General features: G+C 30.7%; 11 protein-coding genes. 3 read left to right on the top strand and 8 right to left on the bottom strand.

The window, feature by feature from the left end:
- Positions 1-381 precede the first annotated feature (381 nt).
- Positions 382-921 (top strand): site-specific integrase, encoded by a 540-nt coding sequence (locus QYB95_RS05965; protein WP_301137368.1) that lies wholly within the window; start codon positions 382-384, stop codon positions 919-921.
- A 557-nt stretch (positions 922-1478) separates the two neighbouring features.
- Here QYB95_RS05965 and QYB95_RS05970 read toward each other — a convergent pair.
- The 6 genes from QYB95_RS05970 to QYB95_RS05995 form a co-directional block, all read right to left on the bottom strand.
- The gene (locus tag QYB95_RS05970) at positions 1479-2267 is read right to left on the bottom strand and encodes a hypothetical protein (protein ID WP_301137369.1); all 789 of its coding nucleotides are present in this window, start codon (positions 2265-2267) and stop codon (positions 1479-1481) included.
- A 191-nt stretch (positions 2268-2458) separates the two neighbouring features.
- Entirely contained in the window at positions 2459-4426 is a 1968-nt protein-coding gene (locus tag QYB95_RS05975; protein WP_301137370.1) for a RecQ family ATP-dependent DNA helicase, read from the bottom strand.
- Complete coding sequence (locus QYB95_RS05980; RefSeq protein WP_301137371.1) at positions 4417-5385, bottom strand: hypothetical protein; 969 nt, start codon at positions 5383-5385, stop codon at positions 4417-4419. The genes QYB95_RS05975 and QYB95_RS05980 overlap by 10 nt, the downstream gene beginning before the upstream one ends.
- A gap of 390 nt (positions 5386-5775) precedes the next feature.
- Positions 5776-7647, bottom strand: coding sequence for a hypothetical protein (locus tag QYB95_RS05985; RefSeq protein ID WP_301137372.1), 1872 nt, complete (start codon positions 7645-7647; stop codon positions 5776-5778).
- Between the two features lie 1044 nt (positions 7648-8691).
- Positions 8692-10773 carry a hypothetical protein gene (locus tag QYB95_RS05990; RefSeq protein WP_301137373.1) on the bottom strand — a complete coding sequence of 694 codons (2082 nt, stop codon included), beginning with the start codon at positions 10771-10773 and terminating at the stop codon, positions 8692-8694.
- A 303-nt stretch (positions 10774-11076) separates the two neighbouring features.
- Positions 11077-11577 carry a hypothetical protein gene (locus tag QYB95_RS05995; protein ID WP_301137374.1) on the bottom strand — a complete coding sequence of 167 codons (501 nt, stop codon included), beginning with the start codon at positions 11575-11577 and terminating at the stop codon, positions 11077-11079.
- A gap of 491 nt (positions 11578-12068) precedes the next feature.
- Here QYB95_RS05995 and QYB95_RS06000 point away from each other — a divergent pair, with 491 nt between their 5' ends.
- Positions 12069-13067, top strand: coding sequence for a replication-relaxation family protein (locus tag QYB95_RS06000; RefSeq protein WP_301137375.1), 999 nt, complete (start codon positions 12069-12071; stop codon positions 13065-13067).
- 627 nt (positions 13068-13694) lie between these two features.
- Here QYB95_RS06000 and QYB95_RS06005 read toward each other — a convergent pair.
- Positions 13695-13928, bottom strand: coding sequence for a hypothetical protein (locus QYB95_RS06005; RefSeq protein ID WP_301137376.1), 234 nt, complete (start codon positions 13926-13928; stop codon positions 13695-13697).
- 418 nt (positions 13929-14346) lie between these two features.
- Here QYB95_RS06005 and QYB95_RS06010 point away from each other — a divergent pair, with 418 nt between their 5' ends.
- Positions 14347-14556 (top strand): hypothetical protein, encoded by a 210-nt coding sequence (locus QYB95_RS06010; RefSeq protein ID WP_301137377.1) that lies wholly within the window; start codon positions 14347-14349, stop codon positions 14554-14556.
- Positions 14557-14841: 285 nt separating this feature from the next.
- Here the strand turns inward: QYB95_RS06010 and QYB95_RS06015 are convergent, their stop codons facing one another.
- Positions 14842-16887 carry a nuclease domain-containing protein gene (locus QYB95_RS06015; RefSeq protein WP_301137378.1) on the bottom strand — a complete coding sequence of 682 codons (2046 nt, stop codon included), beginning with the start codon at positions 16885-16887 and terminating at the stop codon, positions 14842-14844.
- Positions 16888-16893: the final 6 nt, after the last annotated feature.

Genomic DNA, 16893 nt, shown 5'->3' on the forward strand with positions numbered 1-16893 from the left:
ACCATACACTAGATTAAAAGGCTGACCCAAAATTGGATCAGCCTTTTTTTATTATAAGTAAAATTTCCAGAACCATAAGTATGCCAATAGAAGCATATAAGATATTTGTCAAAAACATGTTAATGAGAGGTTCAGTAATCTACAAAAATATAGAACTGTGAAGGTCTATGCTTCTAAAGTGTTTGATTTCGCAATAAAGCGAGACTATTTACAATCAAATCCAATGAAGTTAGTTGAAACACCTATACGGCATAAGCTACCTGGTGAAGAGGAAATTGAAAACTTTGATACACGTGAACAAATATTAACTTTTTTAAGTTGTTTAGAAAATGAGTACAATTTTAAAGCTTATATTTTTTTAGACTATTAGCATTTAGTGGTATGCGTAAAGGAGAAGCTTTAGCTTTAACTTGGAGTGATATAAACTTCGAAGATAATGAAATACGTATAAATAAGCACTTTCACGTGAAAAAAGATAGTAAACTTTTTGTGAATATCGCAAAAAATAGAAAATCCCGTATAATCAAAATGGATTCATCTACAATGGAAATATTAAGGGATTGGAGAATTAGACAGACCCATGAAAATACGTTCTTAGGTTATAGTACATCAAGCCCTAAGCAGCTCGTTTTCAACAACGAATATAATACATTTAATCAGCCCACAAAAACACGTAAGTGGATTGTTCAAATTCAGAAGAAAAACAACTTAGATAAAATCACAACACACGGACTCCGTCATACTTACTGCAGTTTATTATTTGAAGCAGGTGCAACTATTCCTGAGGTACAAGAACGCTTAGGTCATGATGATGTACAAACAACGATGAATATTTACACTCATATCACTAAAAAGGCTAAGGAAAATACAATTCAAAAATTCACTGATTACCTAGATAAACTTGAAGATGACATTGAATAAGAAATGCCAAAAAAAATGCCATTGATTGATATTCAATGATATTGCATGATATAGGCAAAATAAAAAACCCTTGATTTTCAAGGGTTTAACACTAATTGAAATCCTATGATTTCGTTCTATGGAGACGGCGGGAGTTCAAACACCTTCTCCGAGGAAGTCAGTTATATTAAGGTTTTAAAGGGTTTTTCGAATCCTTTTGAAATCACTGACCACGGTTTTGACTAGGTTTTTTATAATTGCTTACGGAGATAAGAATTTTATGGTGATAATTATTAAGGATTTTGTCAAAATTTATAGGATTCCTATATAACATGAACAACTATTAAAAACTCATATCCTAAATTTCTATTACTGCCTCGACTCCATTAATGGTGAACGTGGTAGAAATAACATTTAAAGTATTGATTCTAATAAGATATTTCAGGTGCATGTCTAAAATTCGCTTAAAAAATATGAATAAATAAATACAGAGCATCTAAAATCATTTCTACTTACCTTTTAATCTAAACTATTCGTTTTATTATAAACAATGTTAAGCTTATAATAATAATATTCAATTATCTAGGGAAAAAAGGATGAGGCAAATTAAAAATTTCAAATTGAGATAATTGCAAAACTTCCTGACAAAGGATGAGTTTTGACCCAAACTCACCTGAATTCTCAGTTGATGCTATTAATTCAATTCGTGAATTTGAGTTATTATTAGTAATATCTGATTTTGATATAAGTCTTTTAAATTTATCTAATATGTCAGTAAACTCTTTATGTTCATTACTGTTTTTTTCCATATATTTATTTATGTTACCTTCTAAACTTTCTAATGCCTCTTGATATTGTTCATTTAACTTTGCCTCTAATGTAATCTTCGCTTTTAGATAGAGATAACCACGATTGTTTTTATGGAACCAAGTCCATGTGGATGTTTTATACTTTGTATTTCGACCTTCATACAAATACTTAATATGTGAATTATTAAGCCAAAAGTATCCTACAACGTTATCATGATCAGAACCATCAACAATATAACAAAGAATAAATGCCTTTGGTTCCTTAATCAAATTCTCTAGATGTTCTTCAGATAGATAAAAACTAGCTTCACCTATTTTTCTATCTCCAGCCCTTGCTTTAGTAATATGCCAATTATGTACCCTACCTGCTTTTACTTGAAATACAGAGAATTCACCCGCAATTATATTTTTAAAAGTTTTTTTAGCTTGGCTACTAACTAACAAATCAAAACCAAAGTCTGCTTCCATTTTAAATGCTTCGAACCCAAGTCTCATGAATTGACCTTTCGCATGGTTTTCATATCCAAGTCCAAAATACAAATCATCCATATTTACCAAAACTAATCACACTACCTCATTATTTTTTTATAAGAAATATCTTTCACAGAAAATAACAAATCTAATACATAAGCACAAAAATTATCTGCTCCTTCCGCTATGAAAGGTATTTAGGATTAACACCAAGTATGACAATCTACATGCATAGTAGAGTAATATACACCATATTAATTTCTTCTACCAAAATTTAATTATGGTTTTATGAATAAACAGTTTAATAAATTCTCCGCAGATTTTGTCAAAGCTGGGTTCTCATAGGTAATCAATAGCTGATTCGGATAATATTCCTCATAAATTGCTTGTTTCTCTAACCAACGTGCATCGTAATCATTCTTTCCTATCATCCCTAGATGTTCCCAATAATATTTGTTACCATTAACAGTGAGGGTGAAATCTGGAGATAATTTTTTATTACCGTCATAGTTCAATTCCTTTTCATATTCATATTGAATACTATGATGTTGCAATAAATTCGCAATAATAACCTCAGATTTTGAGCGGACAAGATCCCCCTTGGTTGTTGCATAAATACGACTTAGTAAAAACTTCGGTACCCCCAGATGTCTACCTATCTCTTGGTGTAATTCTTTTGAATTCTCACAGTTTTCAAGAATATGAACAAAGTAGTCTAGATGAGCATGTTTAAATTCTTTTTTCTCTTCCCCATACTGTACTAGTTTTTCTAGGGTCTGTTCATCCAGTTCATCTAAGTGACTATTTATTATTAGACACTTTCCTAGACTTTTTTCTAGCTTTACTTCATCGGTCACAATTGCATTAAAAATAGTATTACTAATTTCTTGTGCAGACTTTCCACTTTTTTTCATAGTGGTAATAACATTCTTAGTTTTCGTTAAAGAAAGTAGCTCTACTAACCCTGAGTCTGTTACGTTAGAAAAGACATCAAGTTTCATGATACTTTTTGCTACTATTTCAATAACACCATTATCAACAAAATACGGTAAGCACTTTTGAATTTCTTCATCATCAAAATAAGGAAGGGTTTTATAACCTTTTTTATTAGAAGTCATTTTTGAAAAGGTATTTTTCAGTTCGTCTTGAGTAGGGAATGATTTATCAATAAAGTGTGACTTTTTTACTTCAATATTCTTATTTGAATATAATAAATAAGCAGTTGAAGCCTTTTTGTCGCGAGAAGCTCGTCCTACTTCCTGATAATACTGTGCTATGGATTCTGGAATCATAAAATGTACCACTACTCTAATATCAGGGATGTCTATACCCATTCCAAAAGCATTTGTTGCAAATACAATATCTAATTCGTTATTTTTAAACCGATCAATAATATCCTGTTTTTCCTTCGAGGACATTTCTCCATGAAAATGTACCGCTTTCAAACCTTTATCTAGTGCTACTTTAGCTAAATCTTCTGTGCTGTTCTTACCGTGTACTCTATAAACATATACAAGAGTCTTTTCATTTTTATGAATTTTAAGTAACTGCCATAACTTTTCTAACTTTTCATCTTCTTTAATAAATTTTAAAGTTTTTAATTCTATCTCTGAACGAACAAGCAGTTCACTTTTAATTACACCAGTATCTTTTATTTTAAAAGACTCACAGATGTCTGCAATCTCCTTTCTATTCAGAGTTGCGGATAAACCAAGTACAACCGGCCAACCTTCACCATATACATTATTTAAAAATGTCGGAATATGTTTATAGAAGGGTCGGAAACTATGCCCCCACTGTGATACACAATGAACTTCATCTACTGCTATCAATTTTATTTCTTCTTTTCTAGCTTTTATACAATATTCAAATAAACCATCAGTAGATATTCTTTCAGGACTCGCAAAGATAAAATTAGGATTTAGTTTTCCGTTGTAAAAATCTTTTAATAATTTTACTTGTTTCTTTGCATCAATACCCGCATGTAAAGTCAAAACATCGTACCCATGCCCTTCTAGTTTTGCAGCTTGTTCATCAATAAGAGCTGTTAGAGGGGAAATAACAATAGTAATTCCACCAAGACCTATTCCAGATAGCCAATAAGTTAAGGATTTCCCTCCACCTGTTGGCAAAATACAGAGCGTGTTCTTTTTGGTTAGGACTTGCTGTACTACCTTTTCCTGCAATTCCGTTAATTCAAATGGCAGATTGGGGAAAGAATTCCTAAATAGATTATTTATATCCATGAATATGATTTATCCTCCGAACTACTTGAGATAAATTTAATATCTTCTTCATGTTTTTTTGCAATAAACGACAAGAACTGATCCACTAAAACATATCGATACATTTCTGGTATGTAAACACTATTTTTCTCTGCCTCTTTTTTTAATAGAAGATATACTTGATAAGCATAAAAACTAAATAATTCATAAGGATAAAAATAGTTTTGGTTGGTTAGGCTTTTCTCTACATTAATCATTAAAAATTGTGAACCTTCTTCACATCCAAAAGTCTTTTTATTAGTCAGATACCAAAACGCCCATATAGCTTCTTTTGAACGATATGGAAAATACGCTGGTTGTAATTTAAATACAAATTGGCTTTTAATACCACCACCAATTACACCAAAAACTGAATAATCTTCTGTGTCTAATGATTCAAACCCCAAATCTTCGAGCGTTTCTATTGAATCATACTCAAAACCTTCACATTCTTCAGCATAGCTATTTGCAAATGTTGCTAGATTCTGACTAACTGTTAGCAATTCATTAGGATTTGATATTCTAAATTCATATTTATATTTATCTAGTTCCTTAGCGGGACTATTTAATGTTCCGCGAATAATAGGGCAATCTTTACTTAAAGCACTTTTAAACCCTGCTGGATTATCTTCATATTCTTCTAATGCTTCTTCATCTAATAACTCAGTATACGAATTACGGTCTTTTTCAAATTTTTCAATACCCTCAGCAATCACTCTTTTCAAAACTATTCCTATATCTTTTTTTCGTGCTTTAACAATGCCGTCACTACCAAACTTTTCAGCAAGTTTTCTTACTTGATTCTCTGATAAAGTTGTTCCTGCTTCTGATTGAATAAATAAATCAAAGTAATCATAGAATTGCGACTTTATTTGATTTGTAACCTGCTCAATATGACTTTCTTCGTAACATATATCTTCAATATTGTTTGGATAATACATCTATTAACCCCCTTATATTTCTTATTTCCATTAATATTATAATACCAATTAACCGTTAATTTGGTAAGGTATGGTTTAAATTAGATTAAATGTAACAAATACTTGTGTAGACATATTACACTTGTAATTATTTTGAGTAATTAAATCATTATTTGTAAGTATACAATTCTCCATCTAAATAATTTTGAATTATAAAAATAGAACTGAACTAACAAATTAGAGTAGTAATGTGGTTAGATGACTATAGGAAAATGCCAATATCCTTATTGTTAAAGGACTTTGACATTTTATAAAACCTTATTATTCTTTTATTATGAAGAATATTGGAATACAAGAAAACAGAAATAAGAGAAAAAACTTCAACTCCCAATCTTATTATCGGTGAAAATTCTAGGCATAGCTAAACTTAATCTTTTTATAATGTCGTTTCTCACTCCTAAGAACTGTACAAATATTTCGATGGCTTGGTAAATTAAGTTCTCTAGCTGCTTCAACAGAAGTAGAAAAAATACCCAAAACATTCCCATCCAAATCAGTAGCTATAATTTCCCCCTTATTTGTACCTTTATTTACCTTACTTTTATATATGATTTGTTCAATTCTATATATTGAAATGGACCCATATCTTTCAGATAATTGTTTTTGTATTTCTCTTATTTTAATGCCATTGTTATATAGTTCAATAATTACTTTGTTTCGCACATCCTTCTTATCTCTTTCTTTCTTTTTCAACTCTTTATAATCTATACTTAAATTATTATCGACATATGCTTTTAAAGTCTGATTGTTCAAAATTCTCCCTATTTGCCTTCTACTAAGGTCTAACTTTTTGGAAATTGCTTCTTGTGATTCACCGTTTTTACTCAAATCAAAGACCTTTGCACAAAGCTTTGAATAATAATTATGAATTTCTTTAGAAACAGTTATAGGATCTAAAATTATAGTTTTAAATTCCCTCATTTTTCCAATCAACAAATCCTTATTTATTAGATATTCTTCATTGAGATCAATCCATTGGAAGATACTCATTTTTTTAAAACCTTCTGGAGTTACTTCAATAAATGTTTCTTCTCCCATTAAGAAAATAATACATAAATTATATTCTTTATATTTGGTTTTTTCCTTGTTCAATTTAGTATTGATACTTAGTTTAAATTCAGTTACACTTTTATCAATTTTATTTACTATGTCCAGTCGATTATTCCGGTCTTTTTTTTGAAATTCAAAATAGTTGCTATGGTCTTTTATCATTTTCCTTATACTATGCTCAACATAAATACCTAATAGCCTTCTATCCTCCGTTGTTTCAAAACCATAATAATAATCTGTTGGATCCTCTCCACAGAAAAGTAGAAAGTTATAATATGACATTTGGTGTGTTATTGCTGTGTATAAGTCGTTATATTTCTTTCTAATATTTAATGTTGATAGTGACTCACCTTTCCCTTTAATTAAACGAATACACGCTTTACATTGGACCAACGACCAAAAGCCATTCATTTTCACATTAGGCAATTTATTTTCGTACCAATAAATTGCTAAGACTTCTTCGGTAATCACTTCAATTTCTAACTTAGATATAAATAATAAAATTTCTTTAGATATCCTGCTTTTATTGAGTGATGGTAAGTATATTTGTTTGTTCCTGTTTGGGGTCATCTTAACATAACCAGACATAACCTTCACTGTTATAGAATCACCTTCAATTACAAATATCCCCTCATCATATGCCTTCTTTAGTTTATTTAGATAATCAATGCAATTAACTTTTTCAGTTAGTTTACATTTATCACAAGCATCAGGCTTATTGTTAATCTTCCTCTGATAATGCAGATAGTGGCCACACTTAAATGCTTTATTACATAAATCGCAAATACATAGCACCTTAATTCTTGAGTTTGGAAGTAAGTCACAAGGACTTACTAAAAACTCATCCTTAGTTTTTGTAAAGGTATAACCCTTTTCTATATAGTAATTATTATATTCTTTTCTACCAATCCACTTTGTTGGATATAGCTTGGGATGTATTGATTGATCATGCGTAAGATGTTGTTTCGCAACTTCGAAACAATCACCTAAATTTGTATAGTTATAGCCAAGTGATTTATAGTATTCTTTATTTGATTCAGTCCAATTTATTAAGCCATAATGTGTAACTAATACCAAAATTCCACCACCACTAATGTTTTCTATATTATTGGCGTGAATTATTATTTTAATACCGAAAAGGAAAAAAAAACCATAGAGATTATATTTGTCCACGAGGCTTTCCACAATTTATAATCTTTTCTTTCAATGAAATTTCATATTCAACACTACTGGAATATCCACCCTTTTAAGAATTTGAAGGATTAGATTAATTTTTCATTCGTTTTTTATTTCCTAAGTTCAAATACATCATTAAAATTGAGCTTTATTTTAATGAGAATTTTATTAGCGACCGCTGGACTTGGATTCTTTATCAATTCATTATTTGATTCAGATAGTTTTCACTCATCCCCAAACTTTTCGAAAAAGACCTCTGGGAATAACCTCTTTCAATTAAAGTCATTTGTAGCATTTCCTTATTTTTTAATACGATTTTATTACACTTATTAACCTCCTAAAAAAAGGAATAAACTTCAATATATTCGTAGTCTCATCTACTCTTCTTTGAATCAATTAGCGAATTGAGAAGGAGGGTAAAAAAGCGGTAGCAAAAAGTAGCAAGGTAGCAGTTAGGTAGCATGAAATATTAAAACTTGTTACTCCGAAAAACACTCGAAATACGTTGATATATAAGGTTTTTTAATATTTATATTTATATAAAGTTGATATATAAGGTTTTTTAATAATTATATTTATATAAAGGTAACAAAGTAACAAAATATTAGAGAGTATAAATATATAAAATCATTTTTACTTTCACTTTAAATAAAAGTTAATTAGTGCTGAGGACTGCAAATTATGTTACTTTGATACTTTTTGTTAGAAACCCAGTCGTACCAATCCTTTGCGCGGTAGCGAAGGTTTGTTACCTTGAGTTACATTCGACAGAGATTATGTTACCCTTTGATGCGGCTAGGTTCGACACTTAGACTCTTGAAACTATGAGCAAAGAAAATTAATTCAATCTAAATTTCATCAAGAAACATTATTCTGACGAGATACTACTATTTACTAATAAAAAGATGTCTTATTCTTTCTTAGATGAAGATTTTGTTTTCCAACAACATTTTAAGAAAGGTCGGAAAGTATTCGGATTTTCACGTATTTTAATACCTTCAAAGATTTAAACATCTAATAAAAACACAAAACAACAGCCCTTTAATAAGGGCCGTTGTTTTTATCAATAAGATATTGTGGATCAGAAAAATGTTGGAAGAACTCTGGAATTTGACTGTCTTGCAAGTTAAAAACCCATACCCGATAATTCTTACCACCGATTTTTTTCTGAAAATGTTTTTTCTCTGATTTAACGAAGAATGAGAACTGTTCAAGTTCGCTCGTAATCTGATTTGTAGCATTATAGGTTGTTGGTAACCGCGAATCTTGTAAAGCATTCCATGCTGCACTATGGGCCAAATACAATGTTTGGGGATTGGAATTTTCATCTTCATCAACTTTATAATGAATATTTTTTCTTAACATTCCTGTGTTTGCAAGATGAGCGACTTGAGATAAGAATGTAACGCAATTTTGACTTTCTTCAACCGCTTCTTGAGAACGAACCATTTCATTATAAACGAAATCAAGTAATGATTTAATCGTATATGGTGTGTTGAATTTTGTATTAAATTTGCGGTCCATTTGATTCATGAATACTGTTGCTCCAGCTAAAATAATGGCATAATTCTTTTTAACACGTGAAAGGATTGGCTTGAATAATTCAGCTTTCATCATATCCAGATAATCGTGATAGTAATTCACAATTTCCCCTCTCCACCCGTGAGAAGTACGCATCATATATTGGCCCATCCAATGAATAATCTCTTCATTTTGGATAACTTCATCATAAGTTTCCATATCGTGATAGAATTTTGAGGATTCTACAAATACAGTTCTTGAACGGATAGCACTTTCAGAAGTTGGTACTTCTCCACTAAAAGTTAATACTGTACGAATTGGAAAACGGTGAATTTTGTTCGGATCTTTGTCACCACGCTGAATTTCTTTACGGTTAAATAGTGTTTTCAATTCAGCTTTAAACCTCTCAAAGAAACTTGTTGCCTTATAATTATTTTCATCTTGTGCTTCGTCATAACCATACGGTAAGTGCGAGTAATAAGCTAAGTGCTTTCTAAATACATCTAAACGCTCTGGTGGTACGTTCAATTCAGCGTTAATACCTGCAAATTTATACATAAAGTTTAGATAATCTGTTTTCCCTGTATGTCGAACACCAGCAGGGTAGAAGTATGGGAATTGATTTGAGTATTTAGCAATCGTACTTACTTGTAATGAAGCGGTCATATACCCAATGCCTAGCCAAAGATAATTGCTATAAAGCTCGTAGAGATTGCTAAGAACAGTTAGTACTTCCTCTTTATTTGGTGTCATTTGAACAGGGGCAACGCTCATATTGAATGCAGAAAAGTTTTTACGGTTAAGTAAATAGTTTTTCTTTGGTGTATGAATGATACCATCTGAATCAGGATAAAGGAGTTCTCCATTGTAAAATGCGTGAGTTGGAAACAACCAAACATTATCTTCTATCTTTTCAGGATCTTCTGGATTATAGCTCTCTAAATCAATTTGAAAACCCATGTAATTTGATTCTTGTACTTCTGGACAATCGAATGAGCTGATTAGGTAATCATTTAATAGGTCTAAATTTTTTTGAGTTCCCAACCAGTTAAAATTACCTTTCGAACGACAAAATGATTTGAATAGACGGTTATTCGAAAGTGTTTCACCATCAACTGTTAAACTTTTAGATGTACGGCTATTTTGAATACGAACGTAATACAATGTGTTTTCATCTTCACTATTAATTGTGTATAATGGATTTATAATAAAGTTACTTAATCGAGTTTTCATTTTAATATCACCGATATATTCAGTGATGTAAATAAAGTTTTCTTCATATTTAATTGGAGATTTGGATTTAATGAATTCATTTTCATCGAAAGCGTCGGGGTCGGAGCCGATGCTTTTTTTATTTTTATCTTTATTAAGTTTTATTTCTAATTCATTAGCCAGTGCTTTTACTTCTTCACTGACTGATGCTTTTTTCATTTTTTTTCTAACATTCAAATTTTCAATCGAAAGAACATTTCCTTGCTGATTATCATCCTTCTCAGTAAAAGCGTTGTATTCAAACCCTTCGAGATTGAGGATTTCCTTCTTCTCACCTTCTTCCCATACATTAAAAGGTAAGTCGTTTAAATTAGATTCCATATTATTCATAGATGCTTCCTTCCTTTTGCTACAAATTAACTACTTCCTAACTGGAAAATATTACTTATACAGTTCTTGTTTAGATTAACGTCTGTTTTTTCTTGATATTCTATATATATTTTTTTGAGTGATATCAAATTGAAGTCATTCAATTTCTGGATTCCCAAAATAACCACCAGATTCCATTTTTATCTTAATTAAATTCATAATCTAATAGTTCCCTCTAAGTGAATGATATTTGCTTACCAGAACACTTTTAGGATATCAATTTCCCCACCCTTTCAGCTTTAACATAAAGGGTGGGGATTTGACTTATCCATTTTCTTCTGATGATGATTGACCTTTTAACTTTGCAATAATAGGTTCATACTTCTCTACGAATTCAAAAAGTGCAAGAGAGTGTAATAAATTAATTTGTAACTTTGTTTCTGAAGCAATCTGTTTAAACTTCGCATCAATCTTTTTATCAGTCTTATATGCTCGTGTGACCGATTCACTCATCGGCATTTGCATGATAGCTGTAAATAAATCGACATCTTGTCTAGTGATAACATCTGCTTGCTCTGTTGTCTTTTTATTTCTCACCTTTTTCTTTTGTGGCTTACTCACCCTTCCCTTTCTAGTAATATCAATCTCTACATTTCTTTCCTCTGAATCACCTGAATAATACCAAACTCCATTTTCATCTTGTTTGTAATCAAATTCGGCAAGTCTATTTCCTAAAGTCCTATCAGATAATCCACATTGAATGCTAAACTCAGCAACATCGATTTTCTCAGTATTTAATTTTTCAATTACTTCATCCGGGTTCATGTTGGATACTCCTTCCGTTTATTTTGGTTTATCGAACTTCTGAAATAGTATAGCTTCGGTTTTTTACGGTTTTAATAGGTAAATGAAAAATTTTTTATATTTACTTTGATAAACCGAGATTGATTAATTGTATACCGCAGTATAGCAGGACTTCTTGAGCATGTTTAGTTGCCTCTTGTCCACGCTTATCTTAAAATCCCTATCATTTAAATTAGAAGTGTTACCACTTATTCATACAAAGAAATTTTTACCTTATCTAGAAACATGATAATCGGAAGGTACAATGTTTAATAGAACACCTAAGTAATAAGCTTAATCCTTTATAATTGGGTAGATTTAATCCTATTACTTCGAAAATTGGATTACTTGCAATCATACCAACGGTTAACTCAACTTTTTATGAGCCGACAATAAAAGCTAATTTAGTGTCTGAAAAGGTGTTCAATTTTTTAATAAGCATTTTTACCACCACAATTAAAGGAGAAATCAAGATGACGGAAAGAATTGTATTAAGAAAAGGAAATAGACAACGGTTAGAACTATCTACAATAGATCTTCATGTTCTAGCATTTTTGGAGCAACAGAGAATGTTAACCGTTCAACAGCTTTATCAAGTGTCCACGATTTTGTTTAAACAGGAGATGAAAGATTATAGTTTTAAAAACCGCTTACGGAAATGGGAAGAATATAAATTAATTCGAAGTGATTTTTATAACAATGGTTTTGATGGAGAACGTTTTAAATACGTGTGCATCGGGAGTAAAGGAATTGATGTACTTATGGAGCAAAAAATACTTGATCCTACTTACAACAAGCAGAAGATTTATAAATTCAATCAGAAGAAAAATATAATTCATTATCTTGCTACACAGCAGGCTGCATTGAATATTTTATTTATATTAAACCGAAAGATATTGATGTCTCTTGATGGAAAAGTGAGAAAGTACGGTATGGTATACAACATGAACCTTTTCTCTCATCCCCCTTCAGCTTTTCCCTATGAAGAATGGATACCAGACATTAGAAATTTTCATCAACACAATAAAGGTGCCTATCATTCAAAAGTCGCCAAATATATGAGCCATAGTCACTCTAGTAGTCAGCAATCTGGTAAAACCATGACGATTGTTAAGCCTGATTGGATTATTCGACTCAAACCCAATAAGGAAAAAGAACTCTTTATTAATATCGAATTAGACACTGGATCAGAGCAGATTGATACATTAGTTGAAAAGGTATTTAATTATGCTATATTAGCTGAAAACAACCCTTCTGAGCAGCACTATGTGTGCTTTATCATCGCAGACAAATCCTTTTCCATTCGTTCACGATTCGGGGATGGAATCAAGAGGGCAAAAAATATCATCGAACGTTTTAAAGCAGATAATGCAGTGATGAAACGGATAAAAGAGACAGGAATTATTCCTCTTATCCAACCACTTAAAAATGCAGACCGTAAACTTGTCAATTTATTAAGTAAACATTCTTAGCTATAAAGGTAAACCTTTTTTACTCCAATAGTCATTCCATTTAGAATGACTTACTTACATAAATCAAAGTAACCTTTCATCGATACTATTAGTAGATACCTTTTAAGAACCCCTTTATCCTTAGTAAATCTCCATGACTTTTCAGCAAAAAATTTATTATAGATACCAATATTAGAAACCATATGTAGCGACCATATTACAGTAAAAAATACCCTTTGCTTTTTACAACAAAGATTAATATGTAAAGCTTATTCTATTATCAATTAACAAACTGATTGGGTATTTCGGTCATTTTTCCGCTTTCGAAGTGGCTGATAGTCAAATCCATACCGCGCATGCTTCATTGTGGAATAACATTCACATAAAACTTCGTATTCATCACCTACATGGCGGTAGTCTTCTTGTATAAATTTTTCGGGTTTTTTTTTCCATTCTCACACCAGTACCTCCAATATTCCAAAAGTTCTTCGTTTTAGTATCTGGTAATAGTTCCTTTTCATCGTCACCTTAAATTATTAAGCAACGTTGAAGAAATAAAGTAATTCCTACTGGTGGTAACTAAAATAGGAAGCAAAAAAAGATGACTACTGCTAGTATTGAACAGAAGTCATCCTTTTTTTCATTCATTTACAACTTTATACAAATTTTGATATTCCCGTCGCTATTATTAATAAATCGATGATTCTTGTCAAATGTAATCGGTTCTATCGCCGAGAAAACAAATAGTCCTTCTTTTTCTCGCATTCCTTCCCCATAACTGACTTTTGCAATTGCAAATGCTTCCTCCAATGATAATGCACCGACACCATCCTTTAATTCATCTTTTTCTTTTTTTCTAATAACGACATAATACTGATTCATAATAATTCCTCCAATATTTATATTTATAAAAAAATCGACAAAAATGCGAATGACTATTTTGGTCATTACATCCTTATCGATGATTTTTAATCATATTCTTAGACCCAATAGGGCTTGTTATTCTATTTTTGTTTAAATAAAAGTAGATAAAAATAATCTTATACTATTATTTTATCTTACACTTTCGCTCTTTTTAACAACATCAAATTGGATTTTCTTATTAATGTTAAAATTCATTCCGAATAGATTTCTATTTCTCTCATGTCTCTAAACAACTCATTCATGACCACTAACTGACCTTTCATGGATTTCATGTTTTGATTTCACATAATACTACTTATAATGTATTTAGAAATATAGTAAAAGCAATACTTACTTGAATCCTCTTTTAAAATAAAGATAACAGGGGGTAAGATAAATGGACTTTAACAAACTGATGCTTTATGCCAATATCCTAGGCATTTGCCTACCGGTAGCATTAACGTACTTAGTTATTGCCAACCTAATCACAGGGCAACCTATTTATCCATATACAATCGTTGGTCTCGCTTTTGGCTATGCAGTGATGATTAAACGGAATATGTTGTTTCACGAGCTATGGGAGAAATGGTTCAAAAAAATTAAATAATGATACAGAAGAGCATCCTTTAAGAAATGAAACAAGTAATAAATATTTTGGAGAACTAAACACGATTTCTATCGATCTATTGGTATAATTATTAACCCGAATTCTTAAGTGAACTTATCATGTAAATAAAAAACGCTCGCATTTTTGCATAGCGTTTCATAAGTAGTTATTATACTAATTAGCTTTAAACCATCCGATTATTTTTATAGCTTCAGTTTCAGTTATTTTAGTTCAGATGTTATTTTGCTTATTGCATTATTAGCTCTATTTTATAATTCTTATGAGTTAATTCTTAATGACTGGTCCCTTCATTACATTTTCATGCGCAATGTAATTTATCCAATGATTAGAAGTTCTATAACATGTAGGACAGTGAACATCCCAGTTATCTCCCACTTGTGAATTATAATTATTAGTTGGATATTTATAAAGAGGTCTTGGATATCTATAATACCTGCCATCTCTTTTTATTTGTCTCATTCCCCTATCATTATAGGAACAAGTACTACAGAAATTAGCTACCCAAACTTCTTCACACTTTTCACAAATATAAGTCGTTTTCCATCTCAGTTTATCTCTGTATGGATCTTTTTCTTCTTTAATCCCTTCAACTACTTCACCGCATTTTGGACAATAGTTTTCAAATAGACTACTTTCATGCAATAGCCTTTTAAAATAAATGTTTAAATTTTTACTTTCGGAGGGGGTTAAATAAAAATGTGCTATTCTATGTTGAAAACGATTTGGATTCACTTCTACATGTTTCACATTCCAGTTTAATGATTCGATATCCGTATGAACCAATGTAGCAGATTGTAAATCAACTTTTCCACTAAATAATTCATTTAAATAACGAGTGCCTGAGTGTTCTAAATCCCTAAGTATAGTCTTTTCACCATTTTTCATTTTGCTATAGCATTTATACTTAGCATCCAATGTATGAAAATACCATTTTTTATTCTCTTTATCGAAGAATCCAATAACGAAGTCAGGTCGATATCCTGTTTCTTCGAACGTAAAATCATAATAGAGACCAATATCAAAAGGTTTATTTGCTAATTTAAATTGTTTTCTATATCCACTAATAGATTTAGAGTTTAAATGCTTTTCTTGAATATCTGTAATAAATTCATAAGGGTTTAATCCCCATTGGCTTAGATGCTGAATAATTTTTAATAAAATCCATATTTCATATAGAGTAGGTGATTTTAATAAAGATTGAATAAATAATCTAAATGTATCAGACAATATTGGTGATAATTCTTCATAATTTGTATAGATATCATATATTTCACTATAAAAAGGATGCATTCTGAAAAGATGGGTTTCTTCAACTATTTCCGAATCACACTGTAAAAATGAAAGTTCTAATATCTCATCTATTTTCTTACTCATTTTAATCCAAATATCTATTCTTTTTTCTAACTTATCACAGTCAGATTTCACAATGTCTCTCAGTAAACGGAAATTTGTTACTAAGTTTGAATGTTCCTTTTTCTCTACTTCTTCTAATTGTTGCAACTCATCAATCAACAGCTCTAAATGTCTTTTTTCAACAGCCAATTCCATTTCAATCCTACGTTGAAACTCTTCAATTATAAACTTAACCATTTGATTTTCTTTTATGTCAGTTGTTTTTTCACTTATAAGTGCTGTTACTTTCCCATTTTGTTTTATTGCATTTTCAATAATAATCGAAGGTGTCCACTTTTTTACTTGGTGTAAATTAACTTTCTTCTCGATACTTATTAATTCCTGTTCAGGAGTCTTTACTATTTCATTTACACAATCAACAAATTGGTCTAATAGTTCTTTAAATTGTCGTTGAGGATAAAAAGGTAATTGAATCCTTTTTAAAAGGTTCTCTTCATCTATATTTACTTGTGACAAATCGTACGAAAAAAGTTCAAATAGCCTTCTTACTTCTTGTTGCATTTGTTTATATTCTTCAATGGACATTGTTCCCGGAGTAATATTCACTATTGCATTAGCTATCTGCTTACCTTTTTCATTATAAGCCAATACTTCAAAGCTTCCCCCTGCATTAATTCCAAATATACTATCGGTTGTTTGGTCATAATTATCTTCAATCCATTGTTTTTGATCATGATACCAAATAGCCTCTTTTACATCTAATGTTAATCTAGCTACTTCACGGTCAAATTGTTTTACTACAACATGATTTGTATCTTCATTAATAGACACACCTATCTGTGTCATTTTTTTCTTTATCCGATTATACTCACATGTGAAATACTCTCTACCATCAAATTGAAGTTCATCATGTATTTCTAACTTGTCTATTTTCTTAATAACATGAAAAAGTTTCATCTAATC

The sequence above is a fragment of the Ureibacillus aquaedulcis genome, from assembly GCF_030418165.1.
GTDB lineage: Bacteria > Bacillota > Bacilli > Bacillales_A > Planococcaceae > Ureibacillus > Ureibacillus aquaedulcis.

Bases quoted from the DNA above. Each gene is read 5' to 3' on its own strand.
- QYB95_RS06015 (WP_301137378.1), bottom strand. From the start codon at position 16,887: ATGAAACTTTTTCATGTTATTAAGAAAATAGACAAGTTAGAAATACAT.
- QYB95_RS06010 (WP_301137377.1), top strand. From the start codon at position 14,347: ATGGACTTTAACAAACTGATGCTTTATGCCAATATCCTAGGCATTTGC.
- QYB95_RS06000 (WP_301137375.1), top strand. From the start codon at position 12,069: ATGACGGAAAGAATTGTATTAAGAAAAGGAAATAGACAACGGTTAGAA.
- QYB95_RS05975 (WP_301137370.1), bottom strand. From the start codon at position 4,426: ATGGATATAAATAATCTATTTAGGAATTCTTTCCCCAATCTGCCATTT.
- QYB95_RS05990 (WP_301137373.1), bottom strand. From the start codon at position 10,773: ATGAATAATATGGAATCTAATTTAAACGACTTACCTTTTAATGTATGG.
- QYB95_RS05965 (WP_301137368.1), top strand. From the start codon at position 382: ATGCGTAAAGGAGAAGCTTTAGCTTTAACTTGGAGTGATATAAACTTC.
- QYB95_RS06005 (WP_301137376.1), bottom strand. From the start codon at position 13,928: ATGAATCAGTATTATGTCGTTATTAGAAAAAAAGAAAAAGATGAATTA.
- QYB95_RS05995 (WP_301137374.1), bottom strand. From the start codon at position 11,577: ATGAACCCGGATGAAGTAATTGAAAAATTAAATACTGAGAAAATCGAT.
- QYB95_RS05980 (WP_301137371.1), bottom strand. From the start codon at position 5,385: ATGTATTATCCAAACAATATTGAAGATATATGTTACGAAGAAAGTCAT.